The sequence below is a fragment of the Streptomyces sp. NPDC050619 genome, from assembly GCF_040654815.1.
In the GTDB taxonomy this organism is placed as follows: domain Bacteria; phylum Actinomycetota; class Actinomycetes; order Streptomycetales; family Streptomycetaceae; genus Streptomyces.
The window spans coordinates 33688-54214 of record NZ_JBFAIR010000036.1 but is presented as its reverse complement, the minus strand read 5'-3'; the positions used below and the strand labels follow the sequence as shown (position 1 = coordinate 54214).

Here is a 20527-nt window from a genome sequence, read left to right as displayed (position 1 = left end):
ATGCACACGATTCTCGGCCAGAACCAGTACGGGAAAGCGGAGAACCGCGTCGTCAAGATCACGCGGAGCGGCGCCACCCACCACATCAAGGACCTGAACGTCTCGGTGTCGCTCTCCGGCGACATGGACGATGTCCACTACTCCGGCTCGAACGCGAACGTCCTGCCGACCGACACCACCAAGAACACGGTGTACGCGTTCGCCAAGGAGCACGGCATCGAGTCCGCCGAGCAGTTCGGCATCCACCTCGCCCGCCACTTCGTGACGAGTCAGGAGCCGATCAGGACCGCCCGCATCCGCATCGAGGAGTACGCCTGGGAGCGGATCGAGAACTCCGGTGCGGGCGCGCACTCCTTCGTCCGCAAGGGCCAGGAGACCCGGCTGACCCAGATCACCTACGACGGCTCGACGTGGGAGGTCGTCTCCGGGCTCAAGGACCTCACCGTGATGAACTCGACCGACTCCGAGTTCTGGGGCTACGTCAAGGACAAGTACACGACGCTTCCCGAGGCGTACGACCGCATCCTCGCGACGGAGGTCTCCGCCCGCTGGCGCTTCGGCTGGTCCGAGGACGCGCAGCCGGCACCGGACTGGGAGGAGTCGTACGCGCAGGTCAAGCGGCATCTGCTCACGGCCTTCGCCGAGACGTACTCCCTCTCCCTCCAGCAGACCCTCTACGCGATGGGCTCGCGGATCATCGAGCGGCGCGAGGAGATCGACGAGGTCCGCTTCTCGCTCCCGAACAAGCACCACTTCCTGGTGGACCTGGAGCCGTTCGGACTGAAGAACGACAACGAGGTCTATCTCGCCGCCGATCGGCCGTACGGCCTGATCGAGGCCACCGTCCTGCGTGACGGCCGCGAGGCGAAGATCCCCGCGGACCTCACCAACCTCTGACGCGGACACGGAAGCAACGGAAGTAGAGGACGAACGAACGATGGTTCAGCGCATCGTCATCGAGAACTGTTCGATCGCGACCGTGGACGCGGACGACACCGAGCACGCCTCGGGGTACGTCGTCGTCGCCGACAACCGCATCGAGTCGCTCGGCCCGGGCAGCGCCCCCGAGGGCCTGGAGAACGTCGTACGCCGCATCGACGCCACCGGTCATCTGGTGACCCCCGGCCTGGTCAACTCCCACCACCACTTCTACCAGTGGATCACCCGGGGCCTGGCCACGGACCACAACCTCTTCGACTGGCTCGTCGCCCTGTATCCGACCTGGGCGCGCATCGACGAGCGGATGGTGTACTCGGCCGCGCAGGGCTCGCTCGCGATGCTGGCCCGCGGCGGCGTCACCACCGCCCTGGACCACCACTACGTCTTCCCGCAGGGCTCCGGCGACCTGTCCGGCGCGATCATCCGCGCCGCCCGGGACATGGGCGTCCGCTTCACCCTCGCCCGCGGCTCCATGGACCGCAGCGTGAAGGACGGCGGGCTGCCCCCGGACTTCGCCGTCGAGACCCTGGAAGGCGCCCTCGCCGCCACCGAGGAGACGGTCGAGCAGCACCACGACGCCTCCTTCGACGCGATGACGCAGGTGGCCGTGGCCCCCTGCTCGCCGTTCTCCGTGTCCACCGAACTCATGCGACAAGGCGCCGAGTTGGGGCGCCGCCTCGGGGTACGGCTGCACACCCACGGCTCGGAGACGGTCGAGGAGGAGAAGTTCTGCCACGAGCTGTTCGGCATGGGCCCGACCGACTACTTCGAGTCCACCGGCTGGCTCGGCGAGGACGTGTGGATGGCGCACTGCGTCCACATGAACGACTCCGACATCGCCGCCTTCGCCCGCACGAAGACCGGTGTCGCCCACTGCCCCTCGTCCAACGCCCGCCTCGCCGCCGGCATCGCCCGCGTCCCGGACATGCTCGCGGCCGGCGTCCCGGTCGGCCTCGGCGTCGACGGCACGGCCTCCAACGAGTCCGGCGAGCTGCACACCGAACTGCGCAACGCCCTCCTCATCAACCGCCTCGGCAGCCACCGCGAGGCCGCCCTGAACGCCCGTCAGGCGCTGCGCCTGGGGACGTACGGCGGCGCCCAAGTCCTGGGCCGCGCACGCGAGATCGGCTCCCTGGAGCCGGGCAAGCTCGCCGACCTGGTGCTGTGGAAGCTCGACACGCTGGCCCACGCCTCGATCGCCGACCCGGTGAGCGCGCTGGTCCTCGGGGCGGCGGCCCCGGTCACCGCCTCGTTCGTGAATGGCCGTCAGATCGTGGAGCACGGCCGTCTCCTGCACGCCGACGAGGACGCCATCGCCCGCTCGACGCGAGCGGAAGCGCAGCGACTGGCGAAGATCGCCGCGCACTGAACTCCGCACGTGAGTACGGCACTTGAGCTCCGGCCGAGAGGGACGGCTCCCGGCCGGTGGCGGTGAACCCGAGCAGGGTTCATGGCGGCCGTGCCCGGGGCGCGCATGAACGTGCGCGCCCCGGAACGGTCACCCCCGGCCGGACGCCTGGCAGGGCCGGGGTCCGGCAGCCGTCCGGTGAAGTACGACCTCACGGCACGCCCATCAGGGTGCGGGATCCCCGCCGCCGCCTCTTGGCCGTCCCCGGCGCCGAGAAGCCCAGGTCGCTCTGGATGGCCGGCATGGCGACCGTGACGATGTTGCCGTCCAGGATCGTCATCAGCGTCCCCGCACACAGCACGACGAGGGGCGCCCAACGGGAGTACGTTCGATGCGGGGTTCGCGTCCGGGACTCGATGAGCGCCGTCATGACGACGTTGTCACCGGGTCCATATCGCTCAGAGTCCGAACAGGCCCGGATCGGATGCCAGCTCCTTGAAGTACTCCTGAGGATCCGCCACCAGTTTCCGTTCCTCGAGGTTCATCAGCCCGACCACGGCCGTGGCCTCGGCCGCGACCGTGCCGTCGGTCTTGCGGATCGTGTGGTCGATCCGGAACGTCTTGCCCTCGTCCCAGGCGAAGCGGCACGTCACCTCGACCTCGTCGCCCGCCAGCAGCTCCCGCCGGAACCTGAGGGTGGTCTCCAGGGCCACCGGACCCACGCCCTTGCCGACGAGACGGGCCTGGCTGATCCCGGCGGCCTGGAGCATCGACCAGCGGGCGTGCTCCGCGTAGTTGAGATACACGCTCTGGTTGAGATGACCCTGCACGTCCGTCTCGTACCCACGGACGGTCACCAGGACGGAAAACGGTTCGGTCACGGCTTCCCCTTCTCGTCGTGGACCCCTTGATGGTCCGACGCGACTTGATGGATCTGATCGACCGATCTTGGCATGCTCATCACGTCCGGCGCGGGGACGCCAGTAGATAACGGGCTCTCGTACGAGGCTCCGTGTACTCGCCGACCTGCCAGCCCGCCTCCTCCAGCGTGGCCGCGCAGGCGCGCAGCGCCCCGGAGTCCGGCTCGTGCACGGCGACGGCCTCCGGCTGCGGGGTCGCCCGGACCCGGTAGCCCCCCTCGCCTTCCCGCCCGGCCGGGCGGTGCCCGGCGGCCTCCAGGGCCAGCGCGGCGGCCGGTACCAGATGGGTGCGCTCCCAGCCGCACGGCAGGTCGGTGGCCCCGTCGGGACGGGTCATCCGGCGCAGCTCCAGCAGTCCCTGCCAGGCGCTGTGCACCTCGCGGACCCGGGACGGACCGGCCTCGGGAGCGTCCTCCTCGCCGCCGACCCGCGCGGTGAACACGCCGGCTGCCCGGGGCGGCTCGACGGCGGGCTCGGAGGCGGATTCGGGGGCGTCCCGTACCCCCTCCCGTATCCGGTGCCCGGCCGGCGTCAGGAAGTGGTCGTGCGGCGGTCGCGGATGCCGGAAGGCGAGCCCCCGCTGGACCAGGGCCGCGAGCTGCGTCTCGGTACCCCTGAGCCGCCCGGTGACGGGATCGGCGGCGTCGATGACACGCCGCTGCGCGGCGGTCGGCGGTCGTGTCATGGCGTGCTCCTTCCCGGGTGCCGGGTCGCTGGTCCCACCGGTGGTTGCTGGTCCCGCCCGTGGTCGCTGGTCCCACCGGTGGTCGCTGGTCCTACCCGTGTCTGAGATTACGGCGCGGGTCTGACATTCCACCCGGCGATCACCGGCCGCCCGTGCTCCGTGCCCAGCCGGCACAGTGCCCCGGTGGCCGGCTGGAACAGTGCCCCGCCCGACGGCGGCAGCCCGAGCCACCTGGCTGTGAGGACGCGCAGGAAGTGCCCGTGCGCCACCAGCACCACACCCCCCTCGCTGTCGGCGAGCGCCGCGTCCACCTTGGCCGGCATCCGGTCGGCCCGCTGCCCGACCTGCTGGATGTCGACGGTCGTGACGCCCTGTTACCCCGTACGCCCTGGAGCCCGATCAGCTCGGCCGTCTCCCGTGCCCGCCGCGCGGGGCTGACGAACGCGGCCCCGATCCGGTGCGAGCGGATCAGCGGCACCAGCCCGCGCGCCTGCTCCCGGCCGTGCTCGGTGAGCGGGACGTCCGTCCAGCCGGTGTGCCGGCCGGAGCGCGACCATGCGGAGATCCATCAGAAGGGCCCTAGGAGTGCGCTACTGCCGGTACCCGCTCAGGAACCGCCCGATCCGCCCGATCGCCGCCTCCAGGTCGTCCGCGTGGGGGAGGGTGAGGATGCGGAAGTGGTCGGGGGCCGGCCAGTTGAAGCCCGTGCCCTGGACCACCTGGATCTTCTCCTGCAGCAGCAGGTCCAGGACGAACTTCTCGTCGTCGTGGATCTTGTGCACCTTGGGGTCGAGGCGCGGGAACGCGTACAGCGAGCCCTTCGGCTTCACACACGACACCCCGGGGATCTCGTTGAGCTTCTCCCAGGCCACGGTGCGCTGTTCGTGCAGGCGCCCGCCCGGCGTGGTCAGCTCGCGGATGGACTGCCGGCCGCCCAGCGCGGCCTGGATGGCGTACTGCGCGGGCGCGTTGGCGCACAGCCGCATGGAGGCCAGCATCGTCAGGCCCTCCAGGTAGTTCCTGGCGTGCTGCTTCGGGCCGGTGATCACCAGCCAGCCCGAGCGGAAGCCGGCCACCCGGTAGGTCTTGGACAGGCCGCAGAAGGTCAGGACCACCAGGTCGGGGGCGAGCGCGGCGGCCGAGTGGTGCACGGCATCGTCGTACAGGATCTGGTCGTAGATCTCGTCGGCGAAGACCATCAGGCCGTGCCGGCGGGCGAGGTCGAGGATGCCCTCGATGATCTCCTTCGGGTAGACCGCGCCGGTGGGGTTGTTCGGGTTGATGATGACGACGGCCTTGGTGCGGTCGGTGATCTTCGCCGCCATGTCGTCCAGGTCCGGGTACCAGTCGGCCTGTTCGTCGCACAGGTAGTGGACCGCCTTGCCGCCCGCGAGGGTCGTCACCGCCGTCCAGAGGGGGAAGTCCGGGGCCGGGATGAGGATTTCGTCGCCGTCCTCGACCAGGGTCTGTACGGCCATCGAGACCAGCTCGGAGACGCCGTTGCCGAGGAACACGTCGTCGACGTCCACCTCCAGGCCGAGGGTCTGGTAGCGCTGGGCGACGGCCCGGCGGGCGGAGAGGATGCCGCGCGAGTCGGTGTAGCCGTGCGCCTGCGGGAGCATCCGGATCATGTCCTGGAGGATCTCCTCCGGCGCCTCGAAGCCGAACAGGGCGGGGTTGCCGGTGTTGAGGCGCAGGACGCTGTGACCCGCCTCCTCCAGTGCGTTCGCCTGCTCGATCACCGGGCCGCGGATCTCGTAACAGACCTCGCTCAGCTTGCTCGACTGCCGGAACTCCATGCGCTTACGCCCCTCCGGTTCGTGGTGATGCTTGGTTTTACCAAGTGTGAGCTTGGAAAGTCCAACGACATGTCTAGACTGCGTCGCATGTCACCTCGCCGAAGCTACGACCAGTACTGTTCCGCCGCCCGGGCGCTCGACGTGGTGGGCGATCGCTGGACTCTGCTGATCGTCCGTGAGCTGCTTGCCGGTCCGCGCCGCTACACCGACCTGCACGCCGACCTGCCGGGCGTGAGCACGGACGTCCTCGCCTCCCGGCTGAAGGACATGGAGCGGGACGGACTGACGACACGGCGCCGGCTGCCGCCGCCCGGTGCGGCCTACGTCTACGAACTCACCGGGCGCGGCCGGGAGTTGCTGCCCGTGTTGCAGGCGCTGGGTGTCTGGGGCGCGCCGGAGCTGGGCGAGCGGCGGCCCACCGACGCCGTACGGGCGCACTGGTTCGCGCTGCCGCTGTTGCGTGCGCTGGAGGGGCAAGGGCTGGTGGAAGTCCGGCTGGAGGAGGGGGAGTTCCATCTCTACGTCGGTGCCGAGGACGGCCCCGTGTACGGCGAGGGACCTGCCCCCGGGGAACCCGACGCCCGCCTGGTCCTGGACGCCGGGGCCTGGGAGGCCGTCAGCCGGGGGGAGTTGAGCGTGGCCGACGCCGTACGGGCCGGCCGGATCGAGGTGACCGGCGACGGCACGCTCGCCAAGACCCTGCGGGAGGGGTGAGCCGTGCGGCGCGGCATGACGGACTCTCAGGCGGCCCAGCGGTACCTGTGACGGGCGTGTGCGTGTCGGCGGGATCGAAATGACCGGCGATGACGCGCTCGCCAAGGCGCTGTTGGAGGGCCGATCACGAAGAGGCCCGCCGTGCGGCACGGCACGACGGGCCTCTTCACGGACCCTCAGGCACCCGGCGGCACCCGCGACGGCCGCCCCGCACCGCGCGTCAGCGCATACCCGCCGACGCCCGCGAGCGCGGCCAGCGCACCGCCCACCGCGGTCCACACCCACCGGTCGGACCACCAGCCCGAGGACCAGCCGTCGTCCGGCTGGATGCTGGACAGCACGGCCGAGGACGACGAACTGTCCTCCTCCGTATCGGACTTGACCGCGACGCCCGGAACCAGCGGCTCGGCCAGCGAGCCGTCCACCGCGGCCGAACCGCCGATGTCCAAGGAGCCGACCCGCACCTCGGTGTCGACCGGGAGACCCAGGTCAGCCGTCGTCAGGTCCACGACCGTCAGCCGGATGTAGTACGTCCCCGGCAGCGGGTCGCCCGACCACGGCTCGGACCACGCGCGCACCGTGCGCAGCACACAGGTCAGCTCCACGGAGGCGGAGCCGGCCGCGGCGGTCCGCGTCTGCGCCCCGTACTGGCAGGCCTGGCGGCGGCGCAGACCGTCGTACACGTCGATCTGCCAGGTCTCGGCGGCATGCGTGTCCGGCAGCTTCACGGTCGCCTCGACGGTGGGGCGTTGACCGGCGTCCGCCGGGAACGACCAGTACAGGTAGTCGCCCGCCGAGCCGTTCGCCGTGGCCCGCTGACCCTGGTCGATCTCGGTCGCCGTACGGAACGACGTGCCCGCCGAGGTCGGCGCCGCGCTGTCGTCCGAAGGGCTCGCGGACGGGGTGGTGGCCGCTGCCGCCGGACCCGCGGCCAGTCCGAGCGCGAGCAGCGTCGCACTCAACACACGTGTGATACGCATCAGTTGGTCCTCCAGACCGCGAGCCGCCAGCGTGACAGCCAGCCCCACACCGCACCGGCGAGGAAGCCCGTGAGGATCAGCGCGCCCAGCAGCCACCAGCCGCGCCCGAGGCCGAAGGAGGCCACGTCACTCGCCGGCGACGGCCCGTCCACGACGTCGACGGTCAGCTCCAGCGGCAGTCCAGGCGTGGTCTTCACGCCGGAGGCCGCCGAGAAGGAGTGGGTCACCTGGAGGCACACCGCCTCCGAAGCCGCGGCTGCGTCCTCCTCGTCGTCGCTCTCCGCCTTCGGATACCGCAGCCCCGTCGAGACCACGTCCGTACGGCCGTTGCCCGTCGCCTCGCCGCGCACGATCTCGCGGTCGTGCACCGTGACCGCCCGCAGCAGCACCCCGTAGGAGGGGTTCACGGCCCGGTCGGCCGCCACGCTCACCGAGGCGCGCAGCTCCTGGCCGGGCTCGACGTCCACCCGGTACCAGCGCTGCTGCCCGAACTCCTCGCGGTCCGTGTACAGACCGGACTTCACGGTCGGCGCCTCGGCGCACTGGGAGGCGCCCGTCACGGCCACCGGCGTCACCACCGGATCCGCAGCCCGGTCCACCAACTGGTTGACCCGGTCGGTGAGTTCGTCGGTGTGCTCCACCGAGGTGTACGTCCCGCCGGTCGCCTCCGCGATGCAGCTCAGCTGCTGCCGCATCTTGGCGTTCGGGACCAGGCCCAGGGTGTCGATGGTCAGCCCGATGCCCTTGGCCGCGATCTCCCGGGCCACCTCGCACGGGTCGAGCGGGGCGCAGGTGTCCTCGCCGTCGCTGATCAGCACGATGCGCTTGGAGCCGTCGCCGTCGAAGTCGTCGGCCGCCTTGAGGAGGGCGGGGCCGATCGGTGTCCAGCCGGTGGGGGAGAGGGTAGCCACCGCCGTCTTGGCCTCGGTGCGGTCCAGCGGGCCGACCGGGTAGAGCTGCGCGGTGTCCTTGCAGCCCGTCTTCTGGTCGTCGCCGGGGTAGTTGGCGCCGAGGGTCCGGATGCCGAGCCGGACATCCTCGGGTGTCGCGTCCAGCACCTCGTTGAAGGCCTGCTTGGCCGCGGCCATCCGCGTGCCGCCGTCGATGTCCCGGGCCCGCATGGAACCGCTGACGTCGAGGACGAGGTCGACCTGGGGTGCGGCCCCGCCCGTGGGTTCGCCGGCGACCGCCGCGACCGGGAAGGCGACACCGGCCGTCAGGGCGGCGAGCAGGGTGCAAACTCCTGCTGCCAGCCGTTTACTTGTGATCATCGGCGGATCTTATGGAGCATGGGGGTCGAGCTCCAAAACGGGGCCGCACGAGGGCACTTCAGCGCAGCGGATTGGGCAGTTCGGCCCACTGGTCCCCGGGCGTCACCGGCGACAGCCGCATCAGCGTCAACGCCTTGGTCGGCAGCGGCTCTTCGAGCAGCGCGACGAGATCGGGGGTGCGCGGCAGATCCCGTACGGCCGTCTCCAGCGCCCCCCGCAGCGCCGCCGCCGAACCCGCCGTACCCGCGAGGGCCCCGGCCACCAGCGACCCGAACAGCTTGCGCCGCAGGGTCCGTTCGTCGTCCGTGACGATCCGCCCGGTCAGCTCCGGCACCGGGATGCCGTGCCGGGCCAGCCGGGCCGGGCTGACCCGGATGTCGGCCAGGTCGCGGTAGACCAGGCGCAGCGGGGCGCCCGTCGGGGACAGGACGACGAGGAGGTTCTGGCCGTGCGCCTCCAGGGCCACGCCCCACTCCAGCAAGCGCAGTCCGGCCGTGAGCGCGAGCCGGGTGAAGTCGGCGAGCCAGCCGGGGGAGCCGGGCAGCCGGGTGGTGGCGAGGGCGGCCACCGGCACGACGCGCTCGCCGCTTGTGGGGGTCGCGAACGCCTGCGGCGACTGACGCAATACAGCGGCGAGGTCGGGGGAGCCGGCCGCGACCGCGCCCAGGGTGCGGGTGATGTGCAGCAGGCCGTCCATGCGGGCCGCGAGCGTCTCCCCGAACGCCGACAAGGTCGCGGACAAGCCGATCGAGTACACCGAGATGTCCCGCACCGAGGACGTCAGCCGGGCGCTCAGCGCGGTCTTGACGTGGGGCTGTGCCTCGCCGGGTATGGCCAGCGTGCGCAGGGACATCAGCGGGTGAGCGGCGAACCCTCGCTCACAGGGCCGCTTGAGCACATGCTCCGCCTGCCACGGATGCACCGGCACCAGCAGCCGCTCCCCGTCCCGCAGCCGGTCCGGCCACTCGCCCGTCAGCAGGCACTCGCCCGCCGGGACCGGCAGCAGCCCCAGCCGTACGAGCGGTCCGTGCTCGGGCCCGTACGCGAGCTGTTCGGCTACCGAGAAGCCCGGCCGGGACCGGCAGCCGGGGTGGAACGGATGCCCGTCGACCACCCGCTGCTCCCACTCCCAGTCGCCGGCCGGCCACTCTTCCGGGTCTTCCGAGGAGGGCTGTCCGGCCCGTGACAGCGTCAGCGACGCGACACTGTGTCCGAGTTCGGCGGCGAACGCCGTACCGTGCGCTACGCCGAGGTCGGTCATCAGCCGCGCCGGATCGGCGTACGGCACCTCGTCCAGCCGTACGGCGTCGACGTAGGCGGCGGTGGCGTACGGATCCGCCTGCGGGCCGTGCACGCGGCGGCCGTCCGACAGGCGCAGGGTGAGCCCGTCCGGTCCCGCCGCGCGGTCCGTGACCCACGGCAGCGGCTCATGGGCGAGCGCACGCCACAGCCGGGTCAGCACGGCCGCGCGGGCACCGGGCAGTGCGGCCGCGTACCGCGGCACGAGGTCGGGGCGTACGGCGGCCAGCTCGTCGGCGACCTCGGCCTCGGCGGTGGGGGGACGGTGCACGGGCGGGCTCCTCGGGTACGCGTGGGTATCACATGGGGTGTCACGACAGGTGGTGACGACAGACATACTGATCGTCTCCGCCCGAACGGACCGCAGAGAACGAGTGGAACGCGTGGATCTCATCCCCCCACCCGCCGCCGACGACGCCGCAGCGCGCGCCGAAGTGGCGGACCGCGCCGACGCGTACGCGGCGGCGCCGCTGCTCAACTGCCTGCTGCGCGAGGTGGCCGAGCCGCTTCCGCGCGCCGACGGGTCCGGCGACCGCCGCGTGTACCGCCTGCCGGGGGGCAGACCGCTGCGCGTGCGCGGGCAACGGCGCCCCGCGGAGCCCGAGGTGTTCACGGCCGGGAACTGGCAGCGCATCGGCCACACCGAGCTCGTCAAACTCGTCGTCGAGGAACTGGTCCGGCACACCGGCCTGTCCAACCACGAACTGCCCGCCGAGATGATCGACAGCCGGGACGCGGTGGCCGCGCTGCTCACCGCCCGCGCCCGGGCGACGCCGCCCGAGGACCCCTACCTGCGCTCCGAGCAGTCCCTCCTCACCGGCCACCCCCACCATCCCGCGCCCAAGGCCCGCGGCGGCGGCCCCGTCGCCGGCTGGCTGCCCTACGCCCCCGAGGCGCACGCCCGCTTCCCGCTGGCGCTGCTCGGGCTGCGCGAGGACGCGGTCGTCGAGGAGGGCGACACCTCCGCCCTGGACACCCTGGGCGAGGCCCCGCCCGGCTACCGGCTGCTGCCCGCCCACCCCTGGCAGCTCGACCTGGCCGCCCGCGACCTCGCCCCCGCCTTCGCCGACGGCCGCCTCGTCCGCCTCGGCACGACCGACTTCCCGGCCTGGCCGACGGCGGCGATCCGCACGCTGTACGCGCCCGGGCGCGACCTCTTCCTGAAGTTCAGCCTCGATGTGCGCATCACCAATGACATCCGCCGGCTGTGGCGCCACGACCTGCTGAAACTGCGCCGCACGGACTCGGCCGCGCTCAGTGCCTTCGCCGCGATCGACGGCCCGGCCGCCTGGCTCAGCGACACCGGCTACCGCACCGCCGACTTCGCCTTCGAGGAGCTCGCCGTCCTGGTCCGCGACGGACTGCGCGACCGCGTCCTGCCCGGCGCGACCCCGCTGCTGGCCGCCGGGCTGGTGGAGGGCTTCGACGGCAGCCCGCTCGACCACGCCCCGGATCCGGCGGCGTGGTGGGAGGCGTACCTGGCCCAGGTGGTGCCCCCGGCCCTGGCGGCCTTCGCCGACCACGGCGTCGTACTGGAAGCGCATCTTCAGAACACCCTGGTCGCCGTCGACGCCGGGGGGACACCGGTGCAGGCGCTGTTCCGGGATGCCGAGGGGGTGAAGCTGCTGCCGGAGGTGTCCCGGGCCGCCGGCTGGGAGCGGCTGGTGTACTGCCTGGTCGTCAACCACCTCACCGAGGTCGCCGCGGTCCTGGCCGACCGCCACCCCGGCCTCGACCCCTGGCCCGCCGTACGCCGCGCACTGTCCCGGCACGACCTCCCCGAGGTCGCCGCCCTGCTCACCGCGCCCACCCTCCCCGGCAAGACGAACCTGCTGCTGCGCTGGACGGGCGCGGACGGGGCCGACGCCCGCTATCTGCCGCTGCCGAACCCGCTGGTCGAAACGTAGAAGCACGTACATGAGGGTCTGCCTTACGCTGACCGGTGTGCTGCGCGACGTGACTGCTGTTCGATACGTGACCCCGTTGCGGTCCGGCGGCTCCGTGCCCGGAGTCGTCGAGGCCGACGACCTGGGGACGTACGTCGTCAAGTTCACCGGTTCCGCGCAGGGCCGCAAGGCGCTGGTCGCCGAGGTGATCGTGGGCGAGCTGGCGCGCGCCCTGGGACTGAGGTTCCCCGAACTGGTCCTCGTGCACTTCGACCCGGTGATCGCCGCGCACGAGGAGCACCAGGAGGTGCGGGAACTCCACGGCGCGAGCGCGGGGATCAACCTCGGCATGGATCACCTGCCGGGCGCGAAGGACTTCACCCCGGAGGTCGCCAAGACCTTCCGCGTCGACCCCCTGGAGGCGGGCAGGGTCGTCTGGCTCGACGCCCTGACCGTCAATGTCGACCGTACGACCCACAGCTCCAACCTGATGATCTGGCCGACCCTCGGCATCGCGCCCCCGCGCCTGTGGCTGATCGACCACGGCGCCGCCCTCGTCTTCCACCACCGCTGGGACGGCTCGGACCCCGAGAAGGCCTACGACTTCCGGCACCACGCCCTCGGTCATTACGCGCCGGATGTGCGCGCGGCCGACGCCGAACTGGCGCCCAGGGTGACGCTCGATCTGCTGCGCGAGATCACGGCGGCCGTACCGGACGCCTGGCTGGCCGACGAAGCGGGCTTCGCGACGCCGGACGCCGTCCGCAAGGCGTACGTGGATTACCTCCACGCGCGCGTGCGCGCCTCCGGAGCCTGGCTCCCCACCGACTTCCCCACCCAGGAGGAACTCGCCGCCGAGGAGGCCCTCCGGGCGGCGAAGACACAGCAGGGCCGCCCGAACTGGCTCAAGCGGGTCCCCGACCTGCACGGCAGACCGGCGGCGGAACAGGATTGGTCGGTACACCTCGGATGACAGATGTTCAGCGGGTCGAGATCGAGTACTGCACGCAGTGCCGCTGGCTGCCGCGTGCCGCCTGGCTGGCCCAGGAACTGCTGACCACGTTCGAGACGGAGCTGACGGAGCTGTCCCTGAAGCCCGGCACGGGCGGGGTCTTCGTCGTACGGGTGAACGACGAGGTCGTCTGGGACCGGCGCGAGCAGGGCTTCCCGGAGCCCACGGCGGTGAAACAGGCCGTACGCGACCGAGTGGCCCCGGACAAGTCCCTGGGCCACTCGGACAAGTGAGGTTCTAGCCGCGCAGCTGCTCGTACGCCGGCAGGGTCAGGAAGTCGGCGTAGTCCTCGTCGAGCGCGACCTCCAGGAGGAGGTCGTGGGCCTGCTGCCAGTGACCGGCGGCGAAGGCCTCCTCGCCGAGCTCGCTCCTGATGTTCCTCAGTTCCTCGGCCGCGACCTCGCGGGCCAGCTCCGGCGTCGCCTTCACCGTGTTCCCGGCGTGCTCGAACTCGACGCCCGCGTTGATCCACTGCCAGATCTGCGAACGGGAGATCTCGGCGGTCGCCGCGTCCTCCATGAGGTTGAAGATGGCGACCGCGCCGAGACCGCGCAGCCAGGCCTCGATGTAACGGATGCCGACCTGGACGGCGTTGACGAGACCGTCGTACGTCGGCCTGGCGTCCAGGGAGTCGATGGCGATCAGGTCGGCCGCCTTGACGTCGACGTCCTCGCGCAGCCGGTCCTTCTGGTTCGGCTTGTCGCCGAGGACCCGGTCGAAGGACTCCATGGCGATCGGCACCAGGTCGGGGTGGGCGACCCAGGAGCCGTCGAAACCGTCGTTCGCCTCGCGGTCCTTGTCGGCGCGGACCTTCTCGAAGGCGACCTTGTTGACCTCGGCGTCCCGGCGCGAGGGGATGAACGCCGCCATACCGCCGATCGCGTGCGCGCCGCGCTTGTGGCAGGTGCGCACGAGGAGTTCGGTGTACGCCCGCATGAACGGGGCCGTCATCGTGACGGCGTTGCGGTCCGGCAGGACGAACTTGGCGCCGCCGTCACGGAAGTTCTTCACGATGGAGAAGAGGTAGTCCCAGCGGCCCGCGTTCAACCCGGAGGCGTGGTCGCGGAGTTCGTAGAGGATCTCCTCCATCTCGTAGGCGGCGTTGATCGTCTCGATGAGGACGGTCGCGCGCACGGTGCCCTGCGGGATGCCGACGTAGTCCTGCGCGAAGACGAACACGTCGTTCCACAGGCGGGCCTCCAGGTGTGACTCCGTCTTCGGGAGGTAGAAGTACGGGCCCTTGCCGAGGTCGAGCAGACGCTGGGCGTTGTGGAAGAAGTACAGGCCGAAGTCGACGAGGGCGCCGGGGACTTGGCTGCCGTCGGGGGCCACGAGGTGACGCTCGTTCAGATGCCAGCCGCGCGGGCGCGTGACGACGGTGGCGAGGTCCTCGGCGGCCTTCAGGGCGTACGACTTGCCCGACTTCGCGTCCGTGAAGTCGATGTTCCGGGTGTACGCGTCGATCAGGTTGAGCTGGCCCAGGACGACGTTCTCCCAGGTCGGCGCCGAGGCGTCCTCGAAGTCGGCCAGCCACACCTTGGCGCCAGAGTTGAGGGCGTTGATGGTCATCTTGCGGTCGGTGGGGCCGGTGATCTCGACCCGGCGGTCGTTCAGGGCCCCGGGGGAGGGGGCCACCCGCCAGGAGTCGTCCGCGCGGATCGCGGCCGTCTGCGGGAGGAAGTCGAGCGTGGAGGTGCGGGCGATCTCGGCGCGGCGCTCCGCCCGGCGGGCGAGGAGTTCGTCACGCCGGGGGGTGAACCGGCGATGCAGCTCGGCCACGAAGGCGAGGGCCGCCTCGGTGAGGACCTCCTCCTGCCGGGGCAGGGGCTCGGCGTCGACGATGGCCAGCGGGGACGGCGCTGGTGCGGACATCAGCTGTCACTTCCTTCGTGGGACTCTGGCAGTGGATACTAGTTTCCTCATGGTGGAAGTTCAATGTTTTGTTGATGTCGAGATTCTCCGCTTCGAGGAAAGTTCGAGGAAAGGTGGCGCTCGGTGCCACCACCCTCATTCGAGGTGCGCCAGGTCCGCCGCCGTGTCGACGTCGTAGGGCCGCGCCACATCCCCGCACTCGACGAGCGTGATCGCCTCCTCGTGCGCCTTCAGATAGGCGCGTGCCCCCCGGTCGCCGGTCGCAGTCGCGGCGACGCCCGCCCAGTGGGCGGCGCCGAGGAGGACGGGGTGGCCGCGCACGCCGTCGTAGGAGGCCGACACCAGCGAGTCCTCGTCCCGGTACGCGCCGAGCACCCGGGCGACCGCCTCCGGCCCGATGCCGGGCTGGTCGACGAGCGAGACCAGCGCGGCCCGCGCACCCGTACCGGCGAGCGAGTCGAGCCCGGCCCGCAGGGACGAGCCCATGCCCTCGGCCCAGACGCGGTTCTCCACGAGGACACAGTCACCGAGCTCGGCCCGCTCCCGTACGGCGGCTGCCGCGGCCCCGAGGACCACATGGACGCGGGTGCAGCCGGCCGCGCGCAGGACGCCGACCCCGTACTCGACGAGTGGCCGCCCCCGGTGCGGCAGCAGTGCCTTGGGGCGTCCGCCCAGCCGCCGTCCGCCGCCGGCCGCGAGGAGGAGCCCGGCCACCTGCTGTTCGTTCTCCGTCATGCGTCCTGCATACCTGACCGCATACCTGACGCCCGGGCGCGCGCCCGGTTTCTTAGGGCTGAATTTTGGTCAGGGCGGTGGCGCGCCCGCCATCGGGTGGCGTTTACTGACCCGCGTCCCCCGGCGCCCGACCACTGTCAGGGGGAGCTCGGCGGGGGCGCGAAACGCCTGCCGGGATCACGACGGACCGCGTGACTGTGTACCTGCGCACAGAGGCGTGCAGGGGGGAGAGCTGTGTTGCGGAGCTTGGGGCAGAAACCGGTGACCGGCAGCGACAAGGACCCAAGAGTGGCGGAACTGGGGACCGCGGTGTCCCGGCTGCGTCGTGAACTCGCCGCGTATCAGGCCGAGTTCCCCGACCGTGGCATCGCCGAGGACGAACTCGCCGCGCTCGCCGCGATGACGGCCGACGGCGCCCCCGAGATCCCCCGGCTGCGCCGCTCCCTCCTGCTGATCGCGGGCGCGATCGGCTCCGTCAGCGCGCTGTCCCGGGGCCTGTCGGACGTCCGCGGTGCGGTGGAGCTGTTCGGGCAGCCGCCGCGCGGCTGATGCCATCGTGGGGCCAGAGGTGGCAGGCCTACGCGCCGTTGCCGCCCGAGCTCGCCAGTGCCTCCGACAGTTCCACGGCCACCTGCTGGAGCACGGGCACGATCTTCTCCGTCGCCGCCTCCGTGAGCCGGCCCGCCGGGCCCGAGATCGAAATGGCCGCCGCGGTGGGGGAGTCGGGCACGGACACCGCGAGACAGCGGACGCCGATCTCCTGCTCGTTGTCGTCGACCGCGTATCCCCGGCGCCGCACGTCCTCCAGCGCCGCGAGGAAGCCCTCCGCAGTGGTGATGGTCTTCTCCGTCGCGGCGGGCATGCCGGTGCGGGACAGCAGGGCGCGCACCTCGCTGTCCGGGGTGTTCGCGAGCAGAGCCTTGCCGACACCCGTGGAGTGCGGCAGCACCCGCCGGCCCACCTCGGTGAACATGCGCATCGAGTGCTTGGACGGCACCTGCGCCACGTAGACGATCTCGTCCCCGTCCAGCAGCGCCATGTTCGCCGTCTCGCCGGTCTCCTCGACCAGGCGGGCGAGATAGGGGCGGGCCCAGGTGCCGAGCAGCCGGGAGGCGGACTCGCCGAGCCGGATCAGGCGCGGGCCGAGCGCGTACCGGCGGTTGGTCTGCTGGCGCACGTATCCGCATGCCACGAGGGTGCGCATGAGCCGGTGGATGGTGGGCAGCGGCAGCCCGCTGCTCGCGGAGAGTTCGCTCAGGCCGACCTCGCCGCCCGCGTCCGCCATCCGTTCGAGCAGGTCGAAGGCGCGCTCGAGGGACTGGACACCACCGCTGGCGGAGGACTTGGCGGATCCGGTGGTGCTGGCGCTGGACGTCGGCACGGCGCGTTCCTTTCGGGCTGACGGAAGGGCAGAAGCCTACCCGCCAGTCGGTTGACTCCTCGCTTGTGCGGTCACTACGTTCTGCTTGCCGGAATCCTAATTCCGTGTTGTGGAAACGTCCAGAGTGGGCGCCTTTGAGGCCTCCTGGGGAAGTGTGCCCTTGACGCTGCGGAAGCGGGAGTGAAGACTCCTTCAACAGAACGTTGAAAGGGGACCGGGTGTCCGACGTAGAACTGGTGCTGCGCTCGACACGCGTCATCACCCCGGAGGGGACCCGCGCCGCCTCGGTCGCGGTCGCCGCCGGGACGATCGCGGCCGTGCTGCCGTACGACGCCGAAGTACCGTCCGGCGCCCGGCTGGAGGACTTCGGTGACGACGTCCTGCTGCCCGGCCTGGTCGACACCCACGTGCACGTCAACGACCCCGGCCGCACCGAGTGGGAGGGCTTCTGGACCGCCACCCGCGCCGCGGCCGCCGGCGGCATCACCACCCTCGTCGACATGCCGCTCAACTCCCTCCCGCCGACGACGACGGTCGACCACCTCCGTACGAAGAGGGACGTCGCCGCCGAGAAGGCCCACATCGACGTCGGCTTCTGGGGCGGTGCCCTGCCCGACAACGTCAAGGACCTGCGCCCGCTGCACGAGGCCGGGGTCTTCGGCTTCAAGGCCTTCCTGTCCCCGTCCGGCGTGGACGAGTTCCCGCACCTCGACCAGGACCGACTCGCCCACTCCCTCGCCGAGATCGCCTCCTTCGGCGGTCTGCTGATCGTGCACGCGGAGGACCCGCGCCACCTGGACTCCGCGCCGGGGCACAGCGGCCCGAAGTACGCCGACTTCCTCGCCAGCCGCCCGCGCGACGCCGAGAACACGGCGATCACGAACCTCATCGCGCAGGCGAAGCGGTTTCACGCGCGCGTGCACGTGCTCCATCTCTCCTCCAGCGACGCGCTGCCGCTGATCGCCGAGGCCAGGGCCCAGGGCGTACGGATCACGGTCGAGACCTGCCCGCACTACCTGACCCTCACGGCGGAGGAAGTCCCGGACGGGGCCAGCGAGTTCAAGTGCTGCCCGCCCATCCGCGAGGCCGCCAACCAGGACCTGCTGTGGCAGGCGCTGGCGGACGGCACGATCGACTGCGTGGTCACGGACCACTCGCCGTCGACGGCCGACCTGAAGACGGACGACTTCGCCACGGCCTGGGGCGGCATCTCCGGCCTCCAGCTCAGCCTGGCGGCGGTGTGGACCGAGGCGCGGCGGCGCGGCCACGGCCTGGAGGACGTGGTCCGCTGGATGTCCACGCGCACGGCGCGACTGGTGGGTCTCGACGCCCGCAAGGGCGCCATCGAGGCGGGCCGGGACGCCGACTTCGCGGTCCTCGCGCCCGAGGAGACGTTCACGGTCGACCCGGCGGCCCTCCAGCACCGCAACCGCGTCACGGCGTACGCGGGCAAGACCCTCCAGGGCGTAGTGAAGTCCACCTGGCTGCGCGGCGAACGCATCGTCGCGGACGGCGAGTTCACCGAGCCGAAGGGGCGACTGCTCACCAGGACCCCCTGATTCCCCCGCACCCGCAGAGCCGACTCCCGAGAGGCAGACCTGATCACCGTGACGGCGATTTCGAGTTTCACCGGCGACGCGAACCCCTACCCAGGCGGCGACCCGTACGCGGACTACCGCACCGCCGACTTCCCCTTCACCCAGTACGCCAACCTCGCCGACCGGCGGCTCGGCGCCGGTGTCATCGCCGCCAACGACGAGTTCTTCGCCCAGCGTGAGAACCTGCTGGTGCCCGAGCGCGCCGAGTTCGACCCGGAGCACTTCGGGCACAAGGGCAAGATCATGGACGGCTGGGAGACCCGCCGCCGCCGCGGCGCCTCGGCCGAGCACCCCTGGCCGACCGCACAGGACCACGACTGGGCGCTGGTCCGCCTCGGCGCACCGGGCGTGATCCGCGGGATCGTCGTCGACACGGCCCACTTCCGCGGCAACTACCCGCAGGCCGTGTCGGTCGAGGGCACCTCGGTACCCGGCTCCCCGTCCCCCGAGGAACTCCTGTCCGACGACGTGAAGTGGACGACGCTCGTCCCGCGCACGCCGGTCGGCGGGCACGCCGCGAACGGCTTCGCCGTCTCGGTCGAGCAGCGCTTCACCCACCTGCGCGTCAACCAGCATCCCGACGGCGGCATCGCGCGCCTGCGTGTGTACGGCGAGGTCGTCCCGGACCCGAAGTGGCTGGAGGTCCTCGGCACCTTCGACGTCCTCGCCCTGGAGAACGGCGGCCGGGCCGAGGACGCCTCCAACCTCTTCTACTCACCGGCCACCAACACCATCCAGCCCGGCCGCTCCCGCAAGATGGACGACGGCTGGGAGACCCGGCGCCGCCGCGACCGGGGCAACGACTGGATCCGCTACCGCCTGGTCGCCCAGTCCCAGATCCGCGCCCTCGAGATCGACACGGCCTACCTGAAGGGCAACAGCGCCGGCTGGGCGTCGGTGTCCCTGCGGGACGCCGAGGACGACGGCGCCGGCGACTGGCACGAGATCCTCCCGCGCACCCGCCTCCAGCCCGACACCAACCACCGCTTCATCCTGCCGACCCCCGCCGTCGGCACGCACGCGCGCGTGGACATCTATCCCGACGGCGGGATCTCCCGACTGCGACTCTTCGGCTCGCTGACGGAGGGGGGCGCTTCCGCTCTGGCTGCCCGGCATCAGGAGCTGGGCGGGTGAGGAATTTCAGCCCGTCGTGGGGGTCCCCCCGCTCGAGCGAAGCCGAGAGTGGGGGGGGCAGGGGCGGCGGGGGCGAAACACTGACGGCATCACGCCCCATGCCCACCGTCCACAGACAACTCGGCGCCGGTCACATACTCCGCCCCCGCCACATAAGCCACCATCCCCGCCACCTCCTCCGCCACACCGAACCGCCCCAACGCCGTCATCGCCGCCTGCCCCTGCGCATACGGCCCACCCGCCGGATTCATATCCGTGTCGATCGGCCCGGGATGCACGATGTTCGCCGTGATCCCCCGCGCCCCCAGTTCCCTGGCCAACGCCTTCGTCAGCCCCACCAGCGCCGACTTGCTCATCGCGTACAGCGTCCCGCCGGGCCCCGGCACCCGCTGCGTCATACAGGTACCGACGGTGATGATCCGGCCGCCCGACACCATCCGCGCGGCAGCCGCCTGAGAGGCCAGAAACACCCCGCGCACATTCACGGCGAGCACCCGGTCCACATCGGCGAGCGACAGGCTCTCCAGGGGCCCCAGCAGCCCGACCCCCACGTTGTTCACCAGCACATCGAGGCGCCCCCCGAGCAATTCCGCCGTACGCGCGACCGCCCCCGCCGCCTCCTGAGCGTCCGCGGAGTCCGCACGCAGGGCCACCGCCCGGCGTCCCAGCGCCTCGACGGCCCGTGCGACGTCCTCGGCCGCCTCCTTGCCGTTCACATACGTGAGGGCCACATCGGCGCCCTCCCGGGCCAGCCGCACCGCCGTCGCCGCGCCGATGCCGCGGCTGCCGCCGGTGACCAGGGCCACCTTGCCGTTCAGGGTTCCCTGCGAAGCGATTCCTTGTGAGGTCATGGACCCATCCCAGCGCCCCCGCCACCGAGGCGCTGGCGGGCAACGGACACCGAGGTCGGACGATGCCAGGTGGCCGGAACTCTTCCCTCCACCTCCCGCGTTC

19 protein-coding genes and 2 pseudogenes are annotated in these 20527 nt (G+C 71.5%); 9 read left to right on the top strand and 12 right to left on the bottom strand.

Going from position 1 to position 20527, the window contains the following annotated elements; translation table 11 throughout:
* Positions 1–897, top strand: a complete 897-nt coding sequence (gene pucL, locus AB0I77_RS41340; protein WP_363287991.1) for a factor-independent urate hydroxylase — start codon at positions 1–3, stop codon at positions 895–897.
* 40 nt (positions 898–937) lie between these two features.
* Positions 938–2308, top strand: coding sequence for an 8-oxoguanine deaminase (locus tag AB0I77_RS41335; RefSeq protein ID WP_363287990.1), 1371 nt, complete (start codon positions 938–940; stop codon positions 2306–2308).
* 241 nt (positions 2309–2549) lie between these two features.
* Here AB0I77_RS41335 and AB0I77_RS41330 read toward each other — a convergent pair.
* From AB0I77_RS41330 to AB0I77_RS41310, 5 genes and pseudogenes are all read right to left on the bottom strand, one after another.
* A pseudogene (locus tag AB0I77_RS41330) lies at positions 2550–2717 on the bottom strand (MFS transporter); the annotation flags it as partial.
* 28 nt (positions 2718–2745) lie between these two features.
* Positions 2746–3168 carry an acyl-CoA thioesterase gene (locus AB0I77_RS41325; RefSeq protein ID WP_363287989.1) on the bottom strand — a complete coding sequence of 141 codons (423 nt, stop codon included), beginning with the start codon at positions 3166–3168 and terminating at the stop codon, positions 2746–2748.
* Between the two features lie 79 nt (positions 3169–3247).
* Complete coding sequence (locus tag AB0I77_RS41320; RefSeq protein WP_363287988.1) at positions 3248–3892, bottom strand: hypothetical protein; 645 nt, start codon at positions 3890–3892, stop codon at positions 3248–3250.
* A gap of 107 nt (positions 3893–3999) precedes the next feature.
* A pseudogene (locus tag AB0I77_RS41315) lies at positions 4000–4457 on the bottom strand (histidine phosphatase family protein).
* Between the two features lie 25 nt (positions 4458–4482).
* Positions 4483–5691 (bottom strand): pyridoxal phosphate-dependent aminotransferase, encoded by a 1209-nt coding sequence (locus AB0I77_RS41310; protein ID WP_363287987.1) that lies wholly within the window; start codon positions 5689–5691, stop codon positions 4483–4485.
* A gap of 87 nt (positions 5692–5778) precedes the next feature.
* On the opposite strand from AB0I77_RS41310, the gene AB0I77_RS41305 reads away from it, so the two are divergent.
* Complete coding sequence (locus AB0I77_RS41305; RefSeq protein WP_363287986.1) at positions 5779–6405, top strand: winged helix-turn-helix transcriptional regulator; 627 nt, start codon at positions 5779–5781, stop codon at positions 6403–6405.
* 176 nt (positions 6406–6581) lie between these two features.
* On the opposite strand, the gene AB0I77_RS41300 is transcribed toward AB0I77_RS41305, so the two are convergent.
* From AB0I77_RS41300 to AB0I77_RS41290, 3 genes are read right to left on the bottom strand one after another with little or no spacing between them, the layout of a single operon-like run.
* Positions 6582–7385 carry a hypothetical protein gene (locus AB0I77_RS41300; RefSeq protein WP_363287985.1) on the bottom strand — a complete coding sequence of 268 codons (804 nt, stop codon included), beginning with the start codon at positions 7383–7385 and terminating at the stop codon, positions 6582–6584.
* Positions 7385–8656 carry a VWA domain-containing protein gene (locus tag AB0I77_RS41295; RefSeq protein ID WP_363287984.1) on the bottom strand — a complete coding sequence of 424 codons (1272 nt, stop codon included), beginning with the start codon at positions 8654–8656 and terminating at the stop codon, positions 7385–7387. The genes AB0I77_RS41300 and AB0I77_RS41295 overlap by 1 nt, the downstream gene beginning before the upstream one ends.
* A 58-nt stretch (positions 8657–8714) precedes the next feature.
* Entirely contained in the window at positions 8715–10226 is a 1512-nt protein-coding gene (locus AB0I77_RS41290; protein WP_363287983.1) for an IucA/IucC family protein, read from the bottom strand.
* Positions 10227–10338: 112 nt separating this feature from the next.
* Here AB0I77_RS41290 and AB0I77_RS41285 point away from each other — a divergent pair, with 112 nt between their 5' ends.
* Genes AB0I77_RS41285 through AB0I77_RS41275 form a run of 3 tightly spaced genes read left to right on the top strand, consistent with a single transcriptional unit; the run spans position 10339 to position 13086 of the window.
* Entirely contained in the window at positions 10339–11862 is a 1524-nt protein-coding gene (locus AB0I77_RS41285; RefSeq protein ID WP_363287982.1) for an IucA/IucC family protein, read from the top strand.
* Between the two features lie 37 nt (positions 11863–11899).
* A complete protein-coding gene (locus AB0I77_RS41280) occupies positions 11900–12814 on the top strand; it encodes a HipA family kinase (RefSeq protein WP_363288047.1) in 915 nt (304 codons plus the stop codon).
* Positions 12811–13086, top strand: a complete 276-nt coding sequence (locus AB0I77_RS41275) for a SelT/SelW/SelH family protein (protein WP_363287981.1) — start codon at positions 12811–12813, stop codon at positions 13084–13086. The genes AB0I77_RS41280 and AB0I77_RS41275 overlap by 4 nt, the downstream gene beginning before the upstream one ends.
* A 4-nt stretch (positions 13087–13090) precedes the next feature.
* On the opposite strand, the gene aceB is transcribed toward AB0I77_RS41275, so the two are convergent.
* Both aceB and AB0I77_RS41265 read right to left on the bottom strand, forming a co-directional pair.
* Positions 13091–14725 carry a malate synthase A gene (aceB, locus tag AB0I77_RS41270; RefSeq protein ID WP_363287980.1) on the bottom strand — a complete coding sequence of 545 codons (1635 nt, stop codon included), beginning with the start codon at positions 14723–14725 and terminating at the stop codon, positions 13091–13093.
* 135 nt (positions 14726–14860) lie between these two features.
* Positions 14861–15460: a nucleotidyltransferase family protein gene (locus AB0I77_RS41265; protein ID WP_363287979.1), complete on the bottom strand. Its 600-nt coding sequence runs from the start codon at positions 15458–15460 to the stop codon at positions 14861–14863.
* A 261-nt stretch (positions 15461–15721) separates the two neighbouring features.
* Between AB0I77_RS41265 and AB0I77_RS41260 the strand changes: the two genes are divergently transcribed.
* Positions 15722–16009, top strand: coding sequence for a DUF5955 family protein (locus tag AB0I77_RS41260; RefSeq protein ID WP_363288046.1), 288 nt, complete (start codon positions 15722–15724; stop codon positions 16007–16009).
* Between the two features lie 28 nt (positions 16010–16037).
* Here AB0I77_RS41260 and AB0I77_RS41255 read toward each other — a convergent pair whose 3' ends face one another.
* Complete coding sequence (locus AB0I77_RS41255; protein WP_363287978.1) at positions 16038–16841, bottom strand: IclR family transcriptional regulator; 804 nt, start codon at positions 16839–16841, stop codon at positions 16038–16040.
* A 218-nt stretch (positions 16842–17059) separates the two neighbouring features.
* Between AB0I77_RS41255 and allB the strand changes: the two genes are divergently transcribed.
* Both allB and alc read left to right on the top strand, forming a co-directional pair.
* The gene (gene allB / locus AB0I77_RS41250) at positions 17060–18400 is read left to right on the top strand and encodes an allantoinase AllB (protein WP_363287977.1); all 1341 of its coding nucleotides are present in this window, start codon (positions 17060–17062) and stop codon (positions 18398–18400) included.
* Between the two features lie 48 nt (positions 18401–18448).
* The gene (alc, locus tag AB0I77_RS41245; RefSeq protein ID WP_363287976.1) at positions 18449–19573 is read left to right on the top strand and encodes an allantoicase; all 1125 of its coding nucleotides are present in this window, start codon (positions 18449–18451) and stop codon (positions 19571–19573) included.
* 89 nt (positions 19574–19662) lie between these two features.
* Here alc and AB0I77_RS41240 read toward each other — a convergent pair whose 3' ends face one another.
* Positions 19663–20424 carry an SDR family oxidoreductase gene (locus AB0I77_RS41240; RefSeq protein ID WP_363287975.1) on the bottom strand — a complete coding sequence of 254 codons (762 nt, stop codon included), beginning with the start codon at positions 20422–20424 and terminating at the stop codon, positions 19663–19665.
* Positions 20425–20527 lie beyond the last annotated feature (103 nt).

What these genes read in the sequence shown, in the direction of transcription:
- pucL (WP_363287991.1), top strand. Translation starts at nt 1, where the DNA reads ATGCACACGATTCTCGGCCAGAACCAGTACGGGAAAGCGGAGAACCGC.
- AB0I77_RS41335 (WP_363287990.1), top strand. Translation starts at nt 938, where the DNA reads ATGGTTCAGCGCATCGTCATCGAGAACTGTTCGATCGCGACCGTGGAC.
- AB0I77_RS41320 (WP_363287988.1), bottom strand. Translation starts at nt 3,892, where the DNA reads ATGACACGACCGCCGACCGCCGCGCAGCGGCGTGTCATCGACGCCGCC.
- AB0I77_RS41310 (WP_363287987.1), bottom strand. Translation starts at nt 5,691, where the DNA reads ATGGAGTTCCGGCAGTCGAGCAAGCTGAGCGAGGTCTGTTACGAGATC.
- AB0I77_RS41305 (WP_363287986.1), top strand. Translation starts at nt 5,779, where the DNA reads ATGTCACCTCGCCGAAGCTACGACCAGTACTGTTCCGCCGCCCGGGCG.
- AB0I77_RS41300 (WP_363287985.1), bottom strand. Translation starts at nt 7,385, where the DNA reads ATGCGTATCACACGTGTGTTGAGTGCGACGCTGCTCGCGCTCGGACTG.
- AB0I77_RS41295 (WP_363287984.1), bottom strand. Translation starts at nt 8,656, where the DNA reads ATGATCACAAGTAAACGGCTGGCAGCAGGAGTTTGCACCCTGCTCGCC.
- AB0I77_RS41275 (WP_363287981.1), top strand. Translation starts at nt 12,811, where the DNA reads ATGACAGATGTTCAGCGGGTCGAGATCGAGTACTGCACGCAGTGCCGC.
- aceB (WP_363287980.1), bottom strand. Translation starts at nt 14,725, where the DNA reads ATGTCCGCACCAGCGCCGTCCCCGCTGGCCATCGTCGACGCCGAGCCC.
- AB0I77_RS41265 (WP_363287979.1), bottom strand. Translation starts at nt 15,460, where the DNA reads ATGACGGAGAACGAACAGCAGGTGGCCGGGCTCCTCCTCGCGGCCGGC.
- AB0I77_RS41240 (WP_363287975.1), bottom strand. Translation starts at nt 20,424, where the DNA reads ATGACCTCACAAGGAATCGCTTCGCAGGGAACCCTGAACGGCAAGGTG.